At 60.7% G+C, this 18,104-nt stretch carries 20 protein-coding genes; 8 read left to right on the top strand and 12 right to left on the bottom strand.

The genetic code is table 11. From position 1 onward, the window contains the following. The first annotated feature begins 6 nt into the window (after positions 1–6). Genes VOI22_RS11915 through VOI22_RS11905 form a run of 3 tightly spaced genes read left to right on the top strand, consistent with a single transcriptional unit; the run spans position 7 to position 3,227 of the window. Positions 7–1,074 (top strand): quinone-dependent dihydroorotate dehydrogenase, encoded by a 1,068-nt coding sequence (locus VOI22_RS11915; protein ID WP_323796700.1) that lies wholly within the window; start codon positions 7–9, stop codon positions 1,072–1,074. A gap of 21 nt (positions 1,075–1,095) precedes the next feature. Further along, the gene (locus VOI22_RS11910; RefSeq protein WP_323796699.1) at positions 1,096–2,310 is read left to right on the top strand and encodes an EAL domain-containing protein; all 1,215 of its coding nucleotides are present in this window, start codon (positions 1,096–1,098) and stop codon (positions 2,308–2,310) included. A 59-nt stretch (positions 2,311–2,369) separates the two neighbouring features. After that, positions 2,370–3,227, top strand: coding sequence for a TIGR01459 family HAD-type hydrolase (locus VOI22_RS11905; RefSeq protein WP_323796698.1), 858 nt, complete (start codon positions 2,370–2,372; stop codon positions 3,225–3,227). Positions 3,228–3,235: 8 nt separating this feature from the next. On the opposite strand, the gene VOI22_RS11900 is transcribed toward VOI22_RS11905, so the two are convergent. Beyond that, on the bottom strand, positions 3,236–3,625 hold the full coding sequence (locus VOI22_RS11900; protein WP_323796697.1) for a ribbon-helix-helix domain-containing protein: 390 nt from the start codon (positions 3,623–3,625) through the stop codon (positions 3,236–3,238). 211 nt (positions 3,626–3,836) lie between these two features. Here VOI22_RS11900 and VOI22_RS11895 point away from each other — a divergent pair, with 211 nt between their 5' ends. Together VOI22_RS11895 and rpmB are read left to right on the top strand one after the other, a co-directional pair. After that, positions 3,837–4,349: an Lrp/AsnC family transcriptional regulator gene (locus VOI22_RS11895; RefSeq protein ID WP_036555324.1), complete on the top strand. Its 513-nt coding sequence runs from the start codon at positions 3,837–3,839 to the stop codon at positions 4,347–4,349. A gap of 157 nt (positions 4,350–4,506) precedes the next feature. Further along, positions 4,507–4,803, top strand: a complete 297-nt coding sequence (gene rpmB / locus VOI22_RS11890) for a 50S ribosomal protein L28 (protein WP_323796696.1) — start codon at positions 4,507–4,509, stop codon at positions 4,801–4,803. A gap of 88 nt (positions 4,804–4,891) precedes the next feature. Here the strand turns inward: rpmB and VOI22_RS11885 are convergent, their stop codons facing one another. The 6 genes from VOI22_RS11885 to VOI22_RS11860 form a co-directional block, all read right to left on the bottom strand. After that, positions 4,892–6,172 carry an ArgE/DapE family deacylase gene (locus VOI22_RS11885; protein WP_323796695.1) on the bottom strand — a complete coding sequence of 427 codons (1,281 nt, stop codon included), beginning with the start codon at positions 6,170–6,172 and terminating at the stop codon, positions 4,892–4,894. An 85-nt stretch (positions 6,173–6,257) separates the two neighbouring features. Next, positions 6,258–7,328 (bottom strand): COX15/CtaA family protein, encoded by a 1,071-nt coding sequence (locus tag VOI22_RS11880; protein WP_323796694.1) that lies wholly within the window; start codon positions 7,326–7,328, stop codon positions 6,258–6,260. 100 nt (positions 7,329–7,428) lie between these two features. Further along, positions 7,429–7,641 (bottom strand): hypothetical protein, encoded by a 213-nt coding sequence (locus VOI22_RS11875; protein ID WP_323796693.1) that lies wholly within the window; start codon positions 7,639–7,641, stop codon positions 7,429–7,431. Continuing rightward, positions 7,641–8,576, bottom strand: a complete 936-nt coding sequence (locus VOI22_RS11870) for a hypothetical protein (protein ID WP_323796692.1) — start codon at positions 8,574–8,576, stop codon at positions 7,641–7,643. The genes VOI22_RS11875 and VOI22_RS11870 overlap by 1 nt, the downstream gene beginning before the upstream one ends. A 21-nt stretch (positions 8,577–8,597) precedes the next feature. Then, positions 8,598–9,203 (bottom strand): hypothetical protein, encoded by a 606-nt coding sequence (locus tag VOI22_RS11865; protein ID WP_323796691.1) that lies wholly within the window; start codon positions 9,201–9,203, stop codon positions 8,598–8,600. A gap of 219 nt (positions 9,204–9,422) precedes the next feature. Next, positions 9,423–9,686, bottom strand: a complete 264-nt coding sequence (locus VOI22_RS11860) for a Usg family protein (RefSeq protein WP_323796690.1) — start codon at positions 9,684–9,686, stop codon at positions 9,423–9,425. 371 nt (positions 9,687–10,057) lie between these two features. On the opposite strand from VOI22_RS11860, the gene groES reads away from it, so the two are divergent. Both groES and groL read left to right on the top strand, forming a co-directional pair. Beyond that, positions 10,058–10,348 (top strand): co-chaperone GroES, encoded by a 291-nt coding sequence (gene groES / locus VOI22_RS11855; protein ID WP_028467737.1) that lies wholly within the window; start codon positions 10,058–10,060, stop codon positions 10,346–10,348. A gap of 17 nt (positions 10,349–10,365) precedes the next feature. Beyond that, positions 10,366–12,021, top strand: a complete 1,656-nt coding sequence (gene groL, locus VOI22_RS11850; RefSeq protein ID WP_323796689.1) for a chaperonin GroEL — start codon at positions 10,366–10,368, stop codon at positions 12,019–12,021. A gap of 85 nt (positions 12,022–12,106) precedes the next feature. Here the strand turns inward: groL and VOI22_RS11845 are convergent, their stop codons facing one another. The 4 genes from VOI22_RS11845 to VOI22_RS11830 are packed head-to-tail and all read right to left on the bottom strand — an operon-like array spanning position 12,107 to position 14,849. After that, the gene (locus tag VOI22_RS11845) at positions 12,107–12,853 is read right to left on the bottom strand and encodes a sulfite exporter TauE/SafE family protein (RefSeq protein ID WP_323796688.1); all 747 of its coding nucleotides are present in this window, start codon (positions 12,851–12,853) and stop codon (positions 12,107–12,109) included. A gap of 43 nt (positions 12,854–12,896) precedes the next feature. After that, the gene (locus VOI22_RS11840) at positions 12,897–13,523 is read right to left on the bottom strand and encodes an HAD family phosphatase (RefSeq protein WP_323796687.1); all 627 of its coding nucleotides are present in this window, start codon (positions 13,521–13,523) and stop codon (positions 12,897–12,899) included. Beyond that, on the bottom strand, positions 13,523–14,428 hold the full coding sequence (locus tag VOI22_RS11835) for an NAD(P)-dependent oxidoreductase (RefSeq protein ID WP_323796686.1): 906 nt from the start codon (positions 14,426–14,428) through the stop codon (positions 13,523–13,525). Before VOI22_RS11835 ends, VOI22_RS11840 begins: the two co-directional genes overlap by 1 nt. Positions 14,429–14,444: 16 nt before the next feature. After that, positions 14,445–14,849 (bottom strand): tellurite resistance TerB family protein, encoded by a 405-nt coding sequence (locus tag VOI22_RS11830; protein WP_323796685.1) that lies wholly within the window; start codon positions 14,847–14,849, stop codon positions 14,445–14,447. A gap of 190 nt (positions 14,850–15,039) precedes the next feature. Between VOI22_RS11830 and VOI22_RS11825 the strand changes: the two genes are divergently transcribed. Beyond that, positions 15,040–16,449 carry an amidase gene (locus tag VOI22_RS11825; RefSeq protein ID WP_323796684.1) on the top strand — a complete coding sequence of 470 codons (1,410 nt, stop codon included), beginning with the start codon at positions 15,040–15,042 and terminating at the stop codon, positions 16,447–16,449. 21 nt (positions 16,450–16,470) lie between these two features. Here the strand turns inward: VOI22_RS11825 and VOI22_RS11820 are convergent, their stop codons facing one another. Next, complete coding sequence (locus VOI22_RS11820; RefSeq protein WP_051285384.1) at positions 16,471–18,048, bottom strand: SulP family inorganic anion transporter; 1,578 nt, start codon at positions 18,046–18,048, stop codon at positions 16,471–16,473. Between the last annotated feature and the right edge of the window lie 56 nt (positions 18,049–18,104).

The raw sequence follows: 18,104 nt of genomic DNA, 5'->3' as shown, positions 1-18,104 counted from the left end.
ACGGTTATGCTGGCTGATCTTGCCCTTCCCCTGCTGCGCTGCCTCGATCCAGAGACCGCACACCGTCTTACCGTTCGGGCCTTGTCCGCCGGGCTCGGCCCGTCCACGGGCGGCTGGGTGCCGGATGCACGCCTCGGGCAATCCCTGTTCGGCCTGCGCTTTCCGCACCCGGTCGGTATTGCCGCCGGGTTCGACAAGGATGCGGAAGCCTTTGCCGGCGCCCTGAAGCTTGGCGCCGCTTTTGTGGAAGTCGGCACCATGACGCCGCGCCCGCAGCCGGGCAATCCGCGCCCAAGGCTGTTCCGCTTGCCGGAGGATGGCGCCGTCATCAATCGAAACGGTTTCAATAACAACGGCCTTGAAGCCGGAGCGGCCCGCCTCGCACGCCGTGACCGGACGCAAGGTATCGTCGGGGCCAATGTCGGCGCCAACAAGGGTGTGGAGACACCGGAGAGCGATTATGCGGCAGGCGTCCGGGCGACAGCGCGGCTCGCCGATTACATCACCATCAACGTCTCCTCGCCAAACACGCCCGGTCTGCGGGATTTGCAGGCGCCAGGGCCGTTGCGCGAGTTGCTGAGAGCGGCAAAGGCCGCGCGGGTGGATGTTACGGGCGAAACCGGTCCGGCAATCCTGCTGAAAATTGCTCCCGATCTGGACGATGCGCAGCTTGAGGGGATCGTCGGCGTTGTGCTGGATGAGGGGATCGACGGGATGATCGTCTCCAACACGACCATTGCCCGTCCCGCGAGCCTGAAAGGCGGGAGCAAGGGGGAGATGGGGGGGCTCAGCGGAGCGCCGCTGTTCGAGCCTTCGACAGCGATCCTGGCAAAGACCTATCGGCTGACTGGCGGAAAGCTCCCTCTGATCGGCGTCGGCGGCATCGATTCGGGGGCGGCTGCCTATACCAAGATCAAGGCCGGTGCCTCTCTCGTTCAGCTCTACACCGCTTTGATATATAAAGGACCGGGTCTCGTTCGACGGATTGCCGAGGAGCTTGGCACGCTGCTTGAACGGGACGGTTGTTCCTCCGTTACGGAGGTTATTGGCGTGGAGGCCGGGGCCACGCCCTGAACCGGAAAGGGGACCGCGCAGTTGCGTCACGTCCTGATCGTTAGCTTCTATCTGTTTCCCGCCATCGCGATTGCGGTACTGGCGCCGGTTATCCCGTTCATCGGTATGCCGGGATGGGGGGCAGGTCTGCTCCTGCTCACCGTCGCGAGCCTCGTGCATATGGGGATGTCGGTGAAGGCCTCCCGGGAATCCTCTGAGCGTCAGCTGGAGGTGCTGGCGCACGAGCTGGCCGTCACCCGGCATGATCTGGATGCCGCGCGTGAGGAAGTTTCCGCCATCCGGGAGACCATAGAAGCCATGCCGGACAGCGGACATGTGGTGTCCGAGCTGAAGGTTCTGCAGGGCCTGCTTGGACAGCTTTCCGCGAAGGCGCCGGATAAACCCAAACCGAAACCCGCCGCGGCCGCCAAACAGAAGCCGAAAGAAGATGCGGGGCTACCCGCTGTTGCCGCCGCATCCGGGGCGAGCGAGCCGCTGCTGCTGATCGACGATGACGAGGTGCTGACCATCGTGGAGCAGGCGCTCCGGGAAGACCGGGTCGATCTCTATCTCCAGCCGATCGTCAGCCTGCCGCAGCGCAAGCGGAAATTCTACGAATGCTTCTCCCGTATCGTCGATGATCGCGGCCGGGTTATCATGCCGGAGCAGTATATTCCGGTCGCTGAATCAGCCGGACTGGTCGCCGTCATCGATAATATGCTGCTGTTCCGCTGCATTCAGCTGGTGCGCCGGGCCGTGCGCGGGCAGCCGGGTCTCGCCTTTTTCTGCAACATCTCCGACAGCTCGCTGACGGATGTCGACTTCTTCACCGACTTCATCGAATTCCTGAGCGACAATCAGAAGCTGACGCCGAACCTGCTTTTCGAATTCGAGCAGGAAGCGATCGTCAATCCGACCTACGAGACTCAGGTCAATCTGCAGCGTTTGCAGGATCTGGGCTTCCATTTCTCGCTCGACCAGGTGCGTACGCTGGATCTCGATCTGCCGCATCTGGCGGATCTCGGCTTCAAATACATCAAGGTCGGAGCGCATATGCTGCATGAGCTGGCCCGGGGCGACGATCCGCAGCTCGACATGGGACGCTTCAAGGGCGCTCTCGACCGGTGCGCCATGGACCTGATTGTCGAGAAGATCGAGTCCGAGGACATGTTGCGCGACCTGCTCGATCTAAAAATCGACTTCGGTCAGGGCTATCTGTTCGGAGAGCCTCGGCCGACCACCGCCCCCGCCAAATAAGTTTGCGGCCCCGTGCCGCGAGCCTGTTTTGAAATCCTCATCACGCCCGGAGTCTGGGAATGACCACGCCTTTGTCCGCCTTTGCCGAGATCGCCGACCGTTATGACGGGTTCATCTTCGATGTCTGGGGCACGCTTTATGACGGCGGAAACGCTTTCCCGGAGGCACTTGAAACCGTCAGGGCTCTGGCCGGCATGGAGAAGAAGTTGCTGGTGTTGTCCAACTCGCCGCGCATTCCCGCCATTGTCGGCGAGCGTCTGACGGGCATCGGGTTCGATCTGGCCTGGTTCAGCGAAATCGTCACTTCCGGCGGCATGGTGGCGGATATTGTTGGCGGTCGGCGCGATGCGGAAGCGGCGGCACTTGGCGAGCGGGTGTTGTGGCTGGGCCGGGGCCGTTTCCCGGACACGGTGCCGGACGGCTCCTTCACCGTGGTGGAGAGCGTCGAGGAAGCGGACTGGATTTTGAACGCGGGGCCGGACGGCCCGGAATCCCGCCTGGAAGATTATGAAAGCCAGCTATCGGGCTCCGTTGCGCGTAATCTGCCAATGATCTGCGCCAATCCGGACAAGTCGGTCATTCATGGCGGTGCGCGGCATATCTGTGCCGGTGCAATGGCGGAACGGTATGAGGTAATGGGCGGCGCGGTCCGCTATTTCGGCAAACCCTATCCAGAGATCTTCGCACGCTGTCTCGACCGTATCGGTCTCCCGGCGGAGCGTGTCCTGGTCGTCGGCGATAATCTGGAGACAGATATTCTCGGCGCCAACCGCACGGGTATCGACAGCCTGCTGCTGGGCTGCGGTATTCATGCCGCAGCGCTCGCAGAAACTGCTGACGCCGGCGAAGGTCTTGATGCATTGACCACAAGCCATGGCGCACGCCCGACTTACTTCTCGGACGTGCTTGCCTGGTGATGCGGAGGCTAGTGGGCGGTGTCTCCGGGACCCTGATCGCTGAGCGCGTATTGCTTTTGCTCGACGGCAAAGCGCTGCAGGGCGATGTCGAGATAGCCGGGAATCGGTTCCTGCCTGCTTTCGCCTAATCCCGGTGCCGGGGCTGCGCTTAGCGCATCCTCGATATTATCCACAACCAGACGGAAATATGTCAGCAGGAAGACGCGCAATGCGGATGACATGCTCGATTCCTGCCGTCGCTCGGCAACCATGGTACAAAGCCCGTCCATGCCGATCGATTCTCTCTTGCAGATATCGGAGAGGCCATTCCAGACTTGAGCTTCCAAACTGACGCTTGTGCGTCTATGACCGATCGTGACGTTCTTCCTGATCCGGTCGCTCCCTATTACGCGTGCCACTCCTGATGCTCCCGATTTACTTAAGCACACAACTGTATGGTTAACGTGCCGCATTTCTACTGGTAGTGCAATATCGATCATCATCTTCGCGTTTGAGGCGTTTGAACGCTGGGTTTAATTGGTTGTCAGAGCCGATTGCCGGAGTTGCTTTGCAGAGTGATCACGGGGCTTTATGATCTGTCTGAAACTGGCGAGCAGAAGGAATCTGCCCATGAGTGCGAACGGTGAGGGACAACTGGATAAGGTTGGCTGGCAATTGCTGCGTGTCTTGCAGGAGGACGCCCGGCTTTCCTTCAGTGAACTTGGCCGCAGGGTCGGCTTGTCGTCTCCTGCCATCGCTGAGCGGGTCCGCCGGATGGAGGATGCTGGGATCATCACCGGCTACCGGACCACGGTGAATCCGGACAAGCTCGGATATCCGACAACGGCCTTCATTCATCTGAAGACCTCGGGCGAGCACTATAACAAGATCGCGACTGTTGCTCACACATTGAGCGAAGTGCTCGAGTGCCACCATGTCACCGGGCAGGACAGTTACATGATCAAGGTGATTGTCTCCTCGATGGTGCATCTGGAGCATGTGATCTCCCAGATGCGTAAGTACGGCGAGACGACAACCTCCATCGTTCTGTCTTCGCCGGTGAAAGGCAAGATGATCGCGGCCGGGCCGAGCGTCAGGGTCGGGCCTGCCATGCCGCCGATGTTCCTGGTCGAGAACGAGTAGGCAACCGGCGGTCCCAGGCAGAAGCATCAGGCCCGTGGCCCCGGCTTTGACCTGAATCCGCTTGACTGAAAAATAGGGCTCGCGTATATGCCCTGCTTCCTCGTGGAGCCCGGCTCCGCGAAATCCAATTCTATTGTGTTGACCGAGGATTAGAAAAATGGCGCGTCGTTGCGAAATCACCGGTAAGGGTGTCCAGACCGGCAACAATGTGAGCCACGCGAACAACAGGTCGCGCCGCCGGTTTCTGCCGAACCTGCAGCAGACCTCGCTGATGAGCGATGCGCTCGGCAAGATGGTCCGCCTGCGTCTGACCACGCATGCGATCCGGTCCATCGAACATAATGGCGGCCTTGATGCCTACATGCTGAAAGCGAAGAACGCGCAGCTCGGCCTCGAAGCCCGCGCGCTGAAGCGCCGCATCGTGAAGGCTGCTGCCGCAAAAGCCGCTGCCTAATACGGCTTAGCCAAGTTTGTTTGGTTATGGAAAACGCCGGCGTCAGCCGGCGTTTTCTTATGTCTGGTCCTGGTCGGTCTCGTTGGGACTAGATCTTTTCCAGCCCACACCAGTCGGCGATGAACAGAGCCATGGCCGCCGTCACCCGGCGGACTGAAGGCAGGTTCACCCGCTCGTCGAAGCCGTGCACGTTCTCCGCGATCGCTCCATAGACATAGCTCGGCGTCTGGTTATAGAGGCCATGGAAGCGCGAATCCGTCAGCGCAGTCGACGATCGGCGTCCGAGCGGTGCTCCGAACACTGTTTCATGGCAGCGGTCGAGCAGGGGCTCGCCCGGCGTTCCTTCCGGCACTTCGTATCCCGGTGACAGGAAACCCTGCCATTCGATTTCCGGCGGATTGTTCGCCAGGAAGGTGTGGGACTTCGAGGCATTGGCAATCGTCTCCGTCAGCCGGGCCTGGATGGTCGCCGGATCGACGCCCGGATAGAGCCCGACGCGAACTTCGAAGGTGCACCATGCCGGGACGCTGGAGGTCCAGTCGCCACCCTCGATCTGCGAGATCACCACATTCAGTGGGTGGGGGTTGTCCTTGAAGGCCGGGTGCTTGTTCTCCGGCAGATTCCATTCGTCCTCAAGCGCGTGCAGGGCGCTCCAGAGAGGGATGCAGGCCTCGATCGCGTTCTGGCCGCTGCCCGCATGGGCGACATGGACCGGAATGCCGGCGACCTTGACCCGCATCCAGACCACGCCAACCTGCGCTTGCGTGAAGGTCTCACCAGTCGGCTCCGGGATCAGTACCGCATCGGCCTTGTAGCCCCGCACCAGCGTCGAGAGCGCGCCATTGCCGGTGCATTCCTCTTCGATCACCGACTCGAAATGCACGATGCCGCCCGGGCGGTAGCCCGCACGCTTCAGGGCTTCCATGGCAAAAAGCGCGCTGACGGTGCCGGTCTTCATGTCCCCGGCGCCACGGCCATACATCCAGTCGCCGTCGATCTCGGCGCCGAACGGTGCCCGGGTCCACATCTTCTCCGGCCCGATCGGGACCACGTCCACATGCCCGTTCAGGATCAGCGATCTGCCTTTCGGATTTTCCGGCCGCCAGGAAGCGACGACGGTCAGGGCATTCTCGTAAGAGACATCGACGGGTGAAAATCCGGGATGTTTGGCAATCTCGTCGGGATCGATATGCCACATGTCCACGGCATAGCCGAAATCCCGTGCGGCACGGGCCATCAGATCCTGCGCCGACGCTTCCTGCCCGCGCGTCGAGGGGCAGCGCACCAGCTCCTGGCTAAGCTGTAGCTGCTCATCGAAACCTGCATCGACGGCACGTATGATTTCGGCTGCAACTGATTGTTCGGGCATGGGGATCTCCTATCCTTGCGGCAGAAGTATCGCCATGCCCGGACTGGAGGGACAAGCAGCCCATAGTCATCAGTGTGTTTCGCGATCAGCCGGAGCGGGTTTTTGCGCCGGACACCTCGAACAGCACCCAGATCGCGGCGGAGAGTGTCAGGGCGGCGCCGCCTTGGTGCGCGGCTCCTAATGTCACGGGCACCTGTGCGAGCAACGTCGAAATACCAAGCGCGACCTGGATCGCACTCATGCCGGCGAGGCTATGGATGGCAAGGCGGGTGCGCGGGGCGATGTCGGTGGCACGCATTGCCCGGACCAGCAACCAGACGATGCTGGCGAAGGTCAGGATGGCGATGATGCGGTGATTGAATTGCACCGCGGCCGGGTTTTCGAAGAAATTGATCCAGAACGGTTCGGCGAAGCCATAGTCCGGCGGGACCACATGGCCGTTCATCAAAGGGAAGGTGTTGTAGATCAGACCTGCGTCCAGCCCGGCGACGAAGGCTCCGGCGACAGAGGTGATAGCGATCAGATGCAGTGCCGCGACAGCATGGCGGCGGTACTTGCGGTTGGTCTCGGAGGGTGTCCGGATCAGCCCGAGCGTCGTCCGGATCAATGTGGCGAGGATCAGCAGGGCCACGCCGAGATGGATCGCCAGCCGGTACTGGCTCACGGCCGGATTGTCGACCAGGCCGCTCTTCACCATCCACCAGCCGATACCGCCCTGCAGAGCGCCGAGCAGAAACAGGAAGCCGAGCCGGGGATAGAGCGCCCGGCGGATATGGCCGGTCAGGGCCAGCACAAGGAAAGGGAGGGCAAAGGCGATGCCGATCAGCCGGCCCCAGACCCGGTGCAGATATTCCCAGAAGAAGATGTGCTTGAAGTCGTCGATGGTCATCCAGGCGTTCACCTTCTGGAACTCTGGTGTGTCCTGGTAGAGCGAGAAGACCCGGTACCATTCGGGCTCGCTCATTGGCGGCAGCCAGCCAATCAGCGGGCGCCATTCGACCATCGAAAGTCCGGACTCCGTCAGGCGCGTGATGCCGCCGATAACGATCATCAGGAACACCATGACGGCGACGCCGGAAAGCCACCAGGCAACGGGCCGGTCGGTTGCCGCATGTTCCGGCAGGGCCGGGCTGTAGGATCGACTGGACGCGCTCACTCCGCACTCCGCACTCCGTTCAGGACCGCTGGAATGTGGCGTTATTGCCCGGAAAGGTCAAACCGGTCGGTCGCGACGCTTCGGCGCAGGCTGCCGCGACTCAATGGGGCTTTGTTGCCATAATGACCCAGCCTTCGCCGACATCCCGTTCCGGAGCATCAGGGGGGGTATCGTCGTTGTTCACGGTGGCGGCGATCACCAGGCAATTCTCATAGGGACCATGGACTGACCAACCAAGTGCAGAAAGGTATGCTTTCCGCTTATCTGCCTGGCCTTCTGTCTGGCAAATCTCTGTACGCACTGTATTGGCCATCATACTGCTCCCTTGCAGTATTTGTCGGTGTCCGTCCTCATCTGCGCAGCGATCGCATTGGCCGGGCCTGGGCTGCGATCCAGATTGACCCGTACTTTTTCGGCGCTGTCGGATCCCTTAAATCTGGACTGGGTTGTGTTGTCGAGATTTGGGGTGTCGTCCACAAGTGCGTGCCAGCCAGCAATCTGTGCCGGCGTCATTGTTCCGATCCCCGGCGAGACACATGTGACGACACTGTTGATATTCTTCAAAGTGTTCGCGGCCGCATCGTTGGTGGCGCGATTTTCGATTTCAACCCTCAGTTTGGGAGCAAGAATTTCTGCCGCTTTTCCTGTCGCGAAAAACTGACGTAAATCCACGGAGGTCTCCAATGGGGCGCTGAAGTCGCCGTTCATCTCGATACGGGCAAGGGTAGATCCATATTTATCAACCTGGTCCTTCTCGCGACCCATGCTCTCGTTCAGAGGGATCACCGACATTTCCTTGCGCTTGTAGCCAAGGCTAATGGCGGTAGGGACTTCGGCCTGGAATTTAAGGTTGAGTCCGAATGACGTGCTCGTCCCGAAGAACATCGCCCGGCGTTTACCTTTGAGGTCGTTGGCGTTTCCGATTTTGGCTTCGGGATTACCACCGGTGGCGAGCAGAGCGGCGTTACCCGTTGCGTAGAGTTGGTTGATCTTCGGGCTGAAGAATGAGAGGTCCGCATCCAGATCGGATACGATCGGCGGGGTGCCGCCAGTCTCGACATATTGCGGGCCAGCGACGAATTCGTTGCGGTCATAGCCGATATTCCCGTTTCCAAGAACGGCATCGTATCCGATGTCGATCTGTGTCGCCGTCACGAACAAGACGTTTTCTTCCGCATTGGCGCAGGCTCCAAGGGCAAACAGCACCGCACATGGAATAAAATGTTTCCGATACGACAATCTTGCCATTCTTCCGTTCCCCATGAGTGACTACTCCCCGTTGATTGAGTGCGGTCGGGCAATCTCCGCAATCGGATTACCCTGGATCAGACTGTTGTTATTGATGGCGGCGAGCCCCACCTCGCCGTACCCGATGGTGATGTCGGTTTCGGTTTCGGATGCGATGATGGAAAATCCGTAGGTTTCGACGAAAACGACGGTCCCTGAATCTTTCCGCACATGCGTAGGCAGGGAGGTGTAGAGCACTAACCGATGACCTTCGATGGGCCGTGGTAGGGATGCATGATTATCCGCTGCCGGCTCGATCGTGGAAGGCAATGGGCACTCGCTTCTGAGTGCGGCGTCTCTGAAGCGCTGAAAGCCGATGCCACCCGAGATGGCGCCAAAGCCGGAATGAATTGCGATACCCAGGCTCGAGATCTCGACCGGGTGGAGCAGGTTGCAGGCTTGTTCTGTGATGCCAGTTGGTGTGGAGCGCACGAGGCTGGGACCGATCACCACCCGTTTGCCTGTGTCATCAATAAAACTGAGCGAACATGCGGTAAGGGCAGGCAAGATAAGCGCAGCAACAAGCCTGTGCGCGACACTTGCGCCGGGTAGAAAATGGCAAATACGTAGATCTTTGAACTCGGTCATGCGCAGTTATCATTTTCTACTTTACTGCGAACTTTGTTATTAAATTTTAACGTAAAGATCAATGGAATTTCGAAAAATATTTTTTTTGATATAGGAGGTGTACATGGATCAGTCGTTTATTTTGGCTGCACTGTTCCTTGAAGACCCGCCCGCAGCTTTGGAGCGGCAGGTGGCGAAATTCATTGATTACCTCTGATCGGGAGATGATAAACTGCTCAATCAATGCAGGCGAAACTCGACGTCCGCGTGGTTGAAGTTCGCCACTCCAGTCAGGGAGCCGGCGGAAATTTGTACGGAATGGATCGGGGCTTCGATATTCAGGCGCCAATGGTCGAGGAAGCGGCGCAGGCGGGGGAACTTAGGAATCACATCGTGGGTTTGCCAGATGAAGCTTTGCAGGAGATCCGGATAGTCCGGCATGCGGTAAAGGATCTCGGCGGTGGTCACGCGGCGCTCAAACAGAACAACTGGCTCGATCGACATATAGCGACTCCACATGTTGCGTCTGGGGAAAGCTTGGGTTAGAAACGCCTCACATTTCAATAAATAAATTAAATCAATGTATTAGCAGCGCTGCACGTGGATTGCTGCTTGTCTCTGGCATGTCGAGGCCTGAATTCGCTTGGCAATGCGCCGCGTGGTCACCATGTGTCCCGTCAGGATTCAATATGCTCCCGCCCAAGGGCGCCGGACTCAGCTTTTTTCCTCACGTTCGGTGCCATTTCCTTGACAGTTGAAGTGCCATTCCTTACATCGTCAGCACTCGCCAATGGTGAGTGCTAATAATTTGGGTTCGCCATGGCGAGCACTCAATAGAAACGTCACTCAGAGATGAGTCATTCGGAGGTTTTGGCATGAAATTCAGGCCATTGCATGACCGGGTCGTAGTCCGTCGCCTTGAAGGCGAGGAAAAAACGGCCGGGGGCATAATTATTCCCGATTCCGCCAAGGAAAAGCCGATGCAGGGCGAAGTCGTCGCTGCCGGCACTGGCGCGCGCGATGAGAACGGCAAGGTACAGCCGCTGGACGTCAAGGCAGGTGATGCCGTGCTGTTCGGAAAATGGTCGGGTACGGAAGTCAAGATCGACGGCGAAGAGCTGCTGATCATGAAAGAGTCCGACATCATGGGTGTTCTGGAATCCTAAGAAAGGGCTGATCCATCATGGCTGCTAAAGAAGTTAAATTCGGCACCGACGCACGGACCCGCCTTCTGGCTGGTGTCGACGTGCTCGCGAACGCCGTCAAGGTTACGCTCGGCCCGAAAGGCCGTAACGTTGTTCTCGACAAGTCCTTCGGTGCCCCGCGCATCTCCAAGGACGGCGTGACCGTTGCGAAAGAAATCGAACTTTCAGACAAGTTCGAAAACATGGGCGCACAGATGGTGCGTGAAGTTGCTTCCAAGGCGAACGACATCGCTGGCGACGGCACCACCACTGCTACAGTTCTGGCTCAGGCCATCGTGCGCGAAGGCTCCAAGGCCGTCGCCGCTGGCATGAACCCGATGGACCTGAAGCGCGGCATCGATCTGGCGATCGAAGCTGTTGTGGCTGACATCGAGAAGCGCGCCAAGAAAATCTCCACGACTGATGAAGTCGCGCAGGTCGGCACCATCTCCGCCAACGGCGAAGTCGAAATCGGCGCAATGATCGCCAAGGCGATGGAGAAAGTCGGCAACGAGGGCGTCATCACGGTTGAAGAAGCCAAGTCCCTGCACACCGAACTCGACGTTGTCGAGGGCATGCAGTTCGACCGCGGCTATCTCTCCCCGTATTTCGTCACCAACGCTGACAAGATGACCTGCGAGCTGGAAAGCCCGTACATCCTGTTGCACGAAAAGAAGCTCTCCAACCTGCAGGCTATGCTGCCGGTTCTCGAGCAGGTCGTGCAGTCCAGCCGTCCGCTGCTGATCATTGCCGAGGACGTCGAGGGCGAAGCCCTGGCGACCCTGGTCGTGAACAAGCTGCGTGGTGGCCTGAAGGTCGCTGCCGTCAAGGCTCCGGGCTTCGGCGATCGCCGTAAAGCGATGCTGGAAGATATCGCCATCCTCACCGGTGGCACCGTGGTCAGCGAAGACCTCGGCATCCAGCTCGAAAACGTGTCCCTGGAAATGCTCGGCACTGCCAAGCGCGTCCAGATCACGAAGGACGAAACCACCGTTGTCGACGGTGCCGGCGAGAAGACCGACATCGAAGCACGCTGCAACCAGATCCGGGCCCAGGTCGAGGAAACTTCCTCCGACTATGACCGTGAGAAACTGCAGGAGCGTCTCGCGAAGCTGGCTGGCGGCGTTGCCGTTATCCGCGTCGGTGGTGCTACCGAAATCGAGGTGAAGGAGCGCAAGGATCGTGTCGACGACGCGATGCATGCAACCCGCGCCGCGGTTGAGGAAGGCATTGTCCCGGGCGGTGGTACCGCTCTGCTCTATGCCGTGAAGGCGCTTGCTTCCCTCAAGACGGATAACGAAGACCAGAAGATCGGCATCAACATCGTGCGCAAGGCCATCCAGGTCCCGGCACGTCAGATCGCTGATAACGCCGGTGAAGACGGCGCGGTCATCGTCGGCAAGATGATGGAGTCGAAAGACAGCGACTGGGGCTTTGATGCGCAGAAGGGCGAGTTCACGAACCTCGTCAAAGCCGGCATCATCGATCCGGCCAAGGTTGTGCGCTCTGCTCTGCAGAATGCCGGTTCCGTTGCTGGTCTGCTGATCACCACGGAAGCCATGGTTGCCGAAAAGCCGGAGCCTAAGGGTGCCGGTGGCGGTATGCCGGGCGGCGGCATGCCTGACATGGGCGGCATGGGCGGCATGGGCTTCTAAGCCAAGCCTCCAGATACCTTTACGAGAAACCCTCCAGGGCTTGCCCTGGAGGGTTTTTTTGTGCCGTTTGTTGGTCCTGTGCCGGTCAGGAGAGGCCCGTGCTGGCGACGATGTACAAGCCGAGGATGAGGACGCCCGCGAAGAAAACCTGCCGGAAGCGGGCCTCCGACAGATATCCGCGGATCTTGCGTCCGAGCACCATCCCGAGGACGGCGGGGATCAGACCGAGTGCGGATGCGAGGCCGAGCTCCGGGTTGATATGCGTGCCGTGCCCGAGCGCGAGGGCCAGAGCCGCCGTGGACAGCATGAACAACATGCCCATGGCCTGAACCAGCATGTCCCGGTGCATTCCCATCGCCTGTAGATAGAGCACGCCCGGAACCATGAAGGAGCCTGTCATTCCAGTCAGGATGCCATTGGTTATTCCGAACAGCGGGCCGCTCTGGAACGCGGTGCGCGCCGACATCGAAAACCGGAAGCCGGCAAGGCCGGTGGCGGCATAGGTGATCAGCAACAGGCCGAGCTGGGCGGAGAGATAGGATAGATCAATGCGGCTGAGGGCCTGGGCGCCGATCCAGATCGTTACCGTGGCCGTGAGCAGAAAAGGCCAGGTCTTTCGCAGGATTTCCCGCATGTGCCCGCCGACGGCGGCTTGCCAGAGATTGGTCGCCAGTGACGGGACGATGAGCAGGGCCATGGCGCTGGGCAGATCGAGCAGCAGCGTCATCAGGCCGAGCGTGATGGTGGGAAGCCCGAGCCCGATCACGCCTTTGACCGTGCCGGCGAGGAAAAATGTCGCGGCGGCCGCGGCGAGAAGCGTTGGGTCTTGCATGGCCTCAGTCTAGCCGGTCTTGCCGGCGCGGCAATGCGCGGTGTCAGATCAGACCAAGGGCTCGGCATTTTTGCAGGCAGGCATCCGGCCCATCGAAGAGATGTGTCTCGAAGCCGAGCGCCTTGGCGGAAGCTATATTCGCGGCACTGTCATCGATGAAGAGCGTGCGTTCCGGGGTGATTCCGAACCGGTCGATACAGAGCTGGAAGATCGCCGGGTCCGGCTTCTTCATGCGTTCGGCGCCAGAGACCACGACGTCCTCAAATTCGTTCAGGAAGTCGAACCGCCGGCGCGTATCGTTGAAAGTCTCGACACCGAAATTCGTCAGCCCGTAGATCCTGGTGCCTGCCGCTTTCATCTGCCGTTTGGCGGCGACGACGGGCTCGATCGCGCCCGGGATCATCTCCTGGAAACGCTCATAGAAGGCCCGGATCTGGCAGGCATGTTCCGGGTGTTGCGGGATCAGTATCGCGATCTGCTCCTCCGGGCTGCGGCCGAGATCATGCTGGACGTGCCAGTCCATGGTGCAGACGTCCGTCAGGAATCGGGTCACGCGCTCTTCATCGGCGGAGCCGTCTTCTTTCATGAAGATGCTGCGATAAAGGTGACGGGGATCCCATTCGATGAGGACGTTTCCAACATCGAACAGAACGGCGTCGATGGCCGTCATTATTGTTCCTTCCGGCTTTCGGCGATCTCAAGAATGAGAGAGGAAATGTTCAGGTCGCCCTGGGAGCTGTCCAGGAGGGATTGCCAGTGCTCGGCATTGTTGGCGAGCCCTTTCAGGTCCATGCCGACCGTGCGGGCCAGCTCCAGTGCCTGATTGGCCAGCTCAGCCTGCTCGCGAACGGTGCGGCCGGCCCGAAATTCGCGGTCGGCCATGCGGCGCCCGCTTTCCGACAGTACGGCACCGCCTACAGCACTGTCGGCGAGGGCCGCCAGCAAGGCGTCGGCTTCGACCCCGGAGGCAGCGGCCAGCGCCAAGCCTTCAGCGAGGGCCTGGACCATCTGGCCATGGATGGCGGCTCCGCAGGTCCGGATTGCCTGACCCGAGCCGACCGGTCCTGCATGCAGGACTTTGGTTCCGAGAGCATTGAGGAAGGGCCAGATCCGGGCGAGCGCCATGTCGGTGCCGCCAATGGAGATGGTTCCGCCCAGCGCGGTTTCGGTCACCGGTGCGTCGAGCCAGATACGGCCGCTTTGCCGCACACGATCTGCGAATTTCCGGGTCGGCTCCGGCGGGGTTTCGCCGATATCGACGATCAGGCCGTCCGGTGGTGTCCCGTGCAATACGCCATAGCGATCTTCTTCCAGGTCGAACACGACCCGTTCGAGTGCCGCGTCGCTGTTAACGGCGATCAGGGTTGCTTCGGTGTAGCGGGCAACATCGCGGGGACAGGGCTCGACCTCGATCAGGGGATGGGCTTCCCCAAGCGCGGCGGCTTTCTCTGTGTTCTGGGTCCAGACATGCAGGCGCGCACCTGCATCCGTCAGTTTGCGGGCGACTGCGAGGCCGCGCCGGCCGAGGCCGACGAGACCAATTCTGCGTCCATCGAGCGGTTTTGGGGCTGGCATGATGCCGCCCGTCTCCTCAGGGTCTAGCGTAGCGCGCGGCGGATCCGCGCTCGATCGCCGCGGCGGTCAGCCGGTCGACATTGAGTTCATGGCGGAGCATTTCGAGAAACCGCAGTTCTTCCTGGGTTGCCGTGCCATCGGCAGCGACGACATCGCAGGCCAGAGCGTATGCGGTCGCGCGGAGTTTCTCCGGCAAGGTACGCTTGATTTGGTCGACAGCGGCATCAAGGCCGTCCGTTTCACTCAACAGATCGATCGCCGAGCTGGCGATCTGACCGAAATTGCCGGTCTCGAAATCCTGGAAGATTGGCAGCACGTTGATGATCTCGCCGATCGTGTTCAGCTCTTCGTCATCGACATTGCCGTCTGCGGCCGCACTCAGGACCATGGCATAAATCAGGGCGGAGTGGGTTGTGATCATCGCTCGCCTGGCTCTCTAAATTACGTGTACGCCCAAGGATATAGCGGCTCACGACCATTAGCGATACCCCGGAGTGGGGCTGGCGGTGCAATTCCGCACGGCTCCGGATCAGTGTCGTGGCACAACGCATCTTCCTTGTGCTTGGTTCTCGGCGCTAGTCTGGCTTTGGAACAAGGCACAAACGAGGCAGATGGGGGTCGATGCTGTGGCGAAATTACCAGAAGATCCGTTCGAAAAGGGCGGCATAGTCGGGTTTGCGGAGGATCTCCGTGCCGGCCGGACCAGCAGCGAGGCCGCTACGCTGGCCTGTCTTGAGCGGATCGATGCGCTTGATAGCAAAATCGGCGCCTTCCAGCATGTGGCCGCCGAAAGCGCCTTGCGCACCGCCCAGGCGATGGATGGCCTGTTGCGTGCGGGTACCGATCTGGGCCCGCTGATGGGGGTGCCGATGGCGGTGAAGGACATCTATGCCGTCGAGGGCATGCCGACCACGAACGGCTCCCTGATCGAGTCTGCGGACATCACCGGCCCCGAGGGCAGCTACGTGAAGTCCCTGAAGCGCGGCGGTGCCGTGGTCCTTGGCAAGACCAAGACCGTGGAATTCGCCCTCGGTGCGACCGGTGTCAACGAAGCGCGCGGCACACCCTGGAACCCGTGGGATCTCGATACACACCGCTTTCCCGGCGGCTCTTCCAGCGGTTCAGCGGCCGCGACGGCGGCCGGAATGTGTGCCTTTGCGCTCGGCTCGGACACCGGCGGCTCGATCCGCATTCCGGCGGCGCTCTGCGGTCTGTTCGGCCTGAAGACCAGTGTCGGCCTGATCCCGACCGACGGGGTGTTTCCGCTTTCGCCGACGCTCGACAGTCTCGGGCCGCTTTGCCGAACTGCGGCGGATGCGGCACTTGTCCATGGCGCGACCTCCGCCATACCGATGCCGCAGCCAGCGGCGGCAAGTGCGTTGCGCCTCGGGGTGCCGCGGGACTTCTTCTTTGAGGATCTTGACGATGCGGTCGCCGGTTGCGTGGAGAAGGCCCTTGCGGCGCTCCGCGAGGCGGGCGTGGAACTGGTCGAGCTGACAGCGGAAGATCTGCCGGACCCGCGTGAGCGGGAGACGGTTTTCCCGACCATTGTCGGCCCGGAAGTGCTTGCAAGCCTCGGCATTGACCGGTTCACCGCCGGGCGGGACGGGATGGACAGTGTGACGGCAATGCGTGCCGCTATCGGGCTGGATGTTTCAGCGGTCGATTATGCCCTGGCCTGTCGCCGACACGCGGCGTTGAAACCGCTTGCTGACAAGGCTTTGCGCAATCTCGACGGGATTGTCATGCCGGCAACGCCAATGGTCGCGATGCCGCTTGCCGATCTGCAGGCGCCGGAAGGTGCCGCGCGTTCGATGGCGGCGTCCCGCAACACGCAGCCGGGCAATCTCTGGAACCTTTGCGGGATTTCCCTGCCGGTGCACCAGTACGGCTCGGGCCTGCCGGTGGGCCTGCAGATCCTTTGCCGTCACGGCATGGATGCGCATGCTCTGTCGGTCGGTCTTGCTGTCGAGGCCATCGTTGGCCGACCGGGATCGCCGGTCCTGGCCGCCGTTGTCTGACGGAAGGTTGGCTAGCCGGGCCTAGTGCCCGGTGCCGACCTGTCCGGTCTTGAGGTCATAGTCGGTCGCAACGCCGTAAGTCGGATCTTCATCGTCGCGCTCTTCCACGAGCTGACCGGCCTTGCCGAGAAGGATCTTGCAGTCGCGGCTCAGATGCCGGAGCTGCAGCCGCTTGCCGAGCTCGTCATAGCGCGTGGCGAGGCTTTCGATGGCCTGCAGGCCGGAATGGTCGACGACGCGGGAATTCATGAAGTCGATCACCACGCGGTCGGGATCTTCCTTTGGCGTGAACTGGGAGAGGAAGCTTTCCGTCGAGCCGAAGAAAAGCGGTCCTTCCAGGCTGTAGATCTTGGCTCCGGAGACATCGATGCCCGAGACGGCATGCATCCGGGTGGCCGCGTTCCAGGCATAGAACAAAGCTGACAGGATCACGCCGACGATCACCGCGACCGCGAGGTCCGTCATCACGGTGACGGCGGTGACGAGCACGATCAGCAGTGCGTCCTTGCGCGGGATGCGGCGCATGATCATGAGGCTCTTCCAGGCGAAGGTGCCGATCACCACCATGAACATCACACCGACCAGGGCCGCCAGCGGGATCTGCTCGATCAGGCCGGAGGCGAACAGGATGAAGCTGAGCAGGAACAAAGCGGCCGAGATGCCGGAGATCCGGGTGCGGCCACCGGATTTCACGTTGATCACGCTTTGCCCGATCATGGCGCAGCCGCCCATGCCGCCGAAGAACCCAGTCACCGTGTTCGCGATGCCCTGGGCCAGACATTCCTTGGAGGCGCCGCCCTTGGTCTCTGTCATGTCGGCGACGACGTTCAGGGTCAGCAGGCTCTCGATCAGGCCGATGGCGGCGAGGATCAGGGAATAGGGCAGAATGATCTGCAGCATCTCGAGCGACAGCGGCACCATCGGGATATGGAAGGCCGGCAGGCCGCCCTTGATGCTCGCCAGATCGCCGACCCGCGGCAGGTCCAGATTGAAACCGATGACAATCAGCGAGACGATGCCGACAGCGGCAAGCGGTGCCGGAATGAATTTGGTAATGCGCGGCACCACGTAAATCAGCGCCATGGTGAGCGCGGTAAAGCCGAGCATGAGATAGAGCGGCTCGCCGGTCATCCACTCCATGCCGCCGTCCGGTGTCTTCATCTTGAACTGGCCAAGCTGGGCCAGGAAAATGACGATCGCGAGGCCGTTGACGAAACCGAGCATGACCGGATGCGGTACCATGCGGATGAATTTGCCCCAGCGCATGACGCCGGCGATCATCTGCAGCAATCCCATCAGCACGACGGTGGCGAACAGATATTCGACGCCATGCCGGATCACCAGATCGACCATGACGACCGCCAGCGCGCCTGTGGCGCCGGAAATCATGCCCGGGCGGCCGCCGATAAGGGCGGTGATGAGACCGACGATGAAGGCCGCGTAAAGACCGACCAGCGGATGCACATGCGCGACGAAGGCGAAAGCGACGGCTTCCGGCACCAGTGCGAGGGCAACGGTCAGGCCTGCCAGGACATCAGCCTTGAACTGGAGCGGGGTCAGCTTTTTGTCCCCGTCGTTTTTTCCTGTCATGGAAGACATAAGCGATTTCATCGCTGGCAACATGGGAGCGCGTCTCATTCGTTAGCTTTGGTTTC

It is taken from the genome of Nisaea sp., from assembly GCF_034670185.1.
In the GTDB taxonomy this organism is placed as follows: domain Bacteria; phylum Pseudomonadota; class Alphaproteobacteria; order Thalassobaculales; family Thalassobaculaceae; genus Nisaea.
Note: the sequence above shows the minus strand (reverse complement) of the source record. Positions and strands in the feature narration are given on the sequence as shown.